Annotated in this window: 3 protein-coding genes; all 3 read right to left on the reverse strand. The window is 68.4% G+C overall.

Translation table 11 applies throughout. The annotated features are described in order from the left end of the window. A partial coding sequence (locus AC1D15_RS26945) for a sterol desaturase family protein (protein ID WP_477828418.1) occupies nt 1-774 on the reverse strand: 774 nt, incomplete at its 3' end. Between the two features lie 29 nt (nt 775-803). Next, the gene (locus tag AC1D15_RS26950) at nt 804-1595 is read right to left on the reverse strand and encodes a polysaccharide deacetylase family protein (protein ID WP_047513070.1); all 792 of its coding nucleotides are present in this window, start codon (nt 1593-1595) and stop codon (nt 804-806) included. Beyond that, nucleotides 1579-2446: YncE family protein (locus AC1D15_RS26955; protein ID WP_477828419.1), on the reverse strand; the 868-nt coding region annotated here is incomplete at its 5' end. The genes AC1D15_RS26950 and AC1D15_RS26955, both read right to left, overlap by 17 nt.

Below are 2446 nucleotides of genomic sequence, written 5' to 3' on the forward strand. Positions count from 1 at the left end.
CAGGCCGATGCTGTGGTGCAGCCGGTGGAAGCGTGGGCTGACGAACACGCGCTCGAACACCGGGCCGAACCACACCCGCAGGTTCGCATGCGACAGGCTCTCCAGCAGCTGCGTGCAGGCCACCACCGCGATGAACTGCCCCGGCGGGATCCCGATCAGCCGCGCGACGACCACGATCACGCTGTCGCGGATCAGGTCATCGAGCAGGTGGTTGCGGTTGTCGCTCCACATCGTCATCTGCCGCTGGCTGTGGTGCAGCGAATGCAGCCCCCACCACCAGTGGAACTGGTGCTGGCCGCGATGGATCCAGTAGTCGACGAAATCGAACACCAGCAGGTAGGCGACGAAGCTGAACCACGCGGTGTCGGTGACACCCGCCCACCACGGCGCGAACCACTCGTCGAGCTGCCAGGTCGGCAGGCCCGCCAGCCGCGCGGCGCCGAAGGCCTCGTCGAACAGCGGATCGACCGCGAAGAACAAGCCCACGCGGAACAGCCCGAGCCGGTGGATCAGCGTGTACAGCACGTCGACGCGCACCGCGCGCCTGTCCGTCACCGGCTCGACCGGGCGCCAGCGCTCCAGCGCGCCGAACACCACCAGCAGCACGACGATCTGCAGCAGGCCGACCAGCAGCCAGCCGGTGGCATCGAACGCATCCTCGACGACGTTGCCGAGCCCGAGCTGGAAGGCGAGCGGCTGCACGACGCCTTCGAACAGCGCCTGCTGCACGCGGCCGAAGGCGTCGGTGAAGGCGAGCAGCAACGAATCGATCATGGCGGGAAGGTGAATGACTTCAGAAGGGATCAGCGCTGCGCGGCATCCCGGTAGGCCGGGTGGTCGCGCAGCGTCGCGAAGCAGAAGCCGCGTTGCTTGAGCCCCTGGATCAGCGGCTCGAGCACCGCCGGCGCCCACGGGTCCTGGCGCGACCAGATGCCCAGGTGGGCCAGCATCACGTCGCCCGGCCGGATGTGATCCAGCGCACGCTGCAAAAGTTGCGCGTTCGGGTAGCGATCGCTCGGCAGTTCGTCGCCGAGGAAACCGGCGGCGCTCCACGGCACATGCGTCCAGCCGCAGGCCTTGGCCGCGGCCAGCAGCGCCGGCGAGGTCTTGCCGCCCGGCGCCCGGAACAGATGCGGCATCGCCTGCCCCGTCATCGCGCGGAAGCGGTCGGCGGGGCGCTGCAGCTCGGCGCAGTACTCGGCCGCGGTCCAGGTCAGCAGTTGGCCGGCGTTCGGGCCGGCACTGGGGCGCACCTTGAAGCCGCCGCCCTTCATGCCGGTTTTCACATCGGCCACCCAGTAGACATGGTCGAAGGTGTGCGAGCCGAACAGGTGGCCTTCGGCCGCACGGGCCTTCCACCACGGCGCCCACTGGTCATCGAGGCTGGTGCCGTCGGTCTTCGTCTTCTCGTTGGCGAGGAAGAAGGTCGCCTTCACCTGCTCGCGGTTCAGCACCTCGGCGACCAGCGGGGCCACGCCCATGTGGCCGGTGTCCAGCGTCAGGTAGACCGGCTTGTCGCAGCCGGCGGCATGGGCCGGTGCGGCCAGCGCCGCGATCAGCGCTGCGACAAGGACAGGCCTAGCGGCGCGACGCATGGTCGAGCGTCCACACCCCGTGCGGCGAGCGGCCCACTGCCACCTGGCGGATCACCTGCTTCTTCTCGATGTCGACCAGCGTCAGCTTGCGCGCCCAGCGCGAGCTGACCAACAGCGTCTTGCCGTCGGCCAGCACGTCGATGCAGTCGGGGCCACCCGGCGCCGGGTAGGTGTCGACCACGCTCAGCGTGCGGGTGTCGATCATGCTGATGGTGTTGGCAACGCGGTTGCTGACGAACACATGCTGGCCGTCGCCGCGGCTGCGGAACGCATGCGCGCCGGCGCCGGTCAGGATGCGCTTGACCAGCTTCGGTTGCGCCTGGCTCACGTCGTAGACCTCGACGAACTCGTCGCCGGTGAGGCCGACCAGCAGCAGCTTGTCGTCGGGCGTCAGGTAGACGTCGGCCGGCAGCTTGCCGACGGTGATCTTCCAGCGCGGTTTCTGGGTCGCGATGTCGATCGCCATCAACTCGTCGCTGTCCTGCATCGACGAGTAGATGACGGTGCTCTTGCTGTCGATCGACAGGTGGCTGGGCGTGCGCGATGCCGGCACGCGGCCGGCGAGCTTCATCGGGTTGGCCGCGTCGGCCGGCTCCCAGCGGTAGATGTCGATGTGGTTCAGCCGGTTCGCCGCGGTGACGAACCACTTCATGTCGGGCGAGAAACGCAGGTGGTACGGGTCGGAGATCTTCGTGATCGTGCGCTGCACCTCGGCGGTGACCGGGTCGACCAGCGTCAGCGAATCGCTCAGTGCGTTGGCGACGATCAGCGATTTCTCGTCGGGCGTCAGGTAGAGGTGGTGCGGTTCCTTGCCGGTCGGGATGCGGCGGATCTCGGTGAAGGTCTTCGGG

It is taken from the genome of Rhizobacter sp. P2_H2 (genome assembly GCF_056403375.1).

Excerpts from the sequence above, each read along its gene's own strand:
- AC1D15_RS26950 (WP_047513070.1), bottom strand. The coding sequence starts at position 1,595 with ATGCGTCGCGCCGCTAGGCCTGTCCTTGTCGCAGCGCTGATCGCGGCG.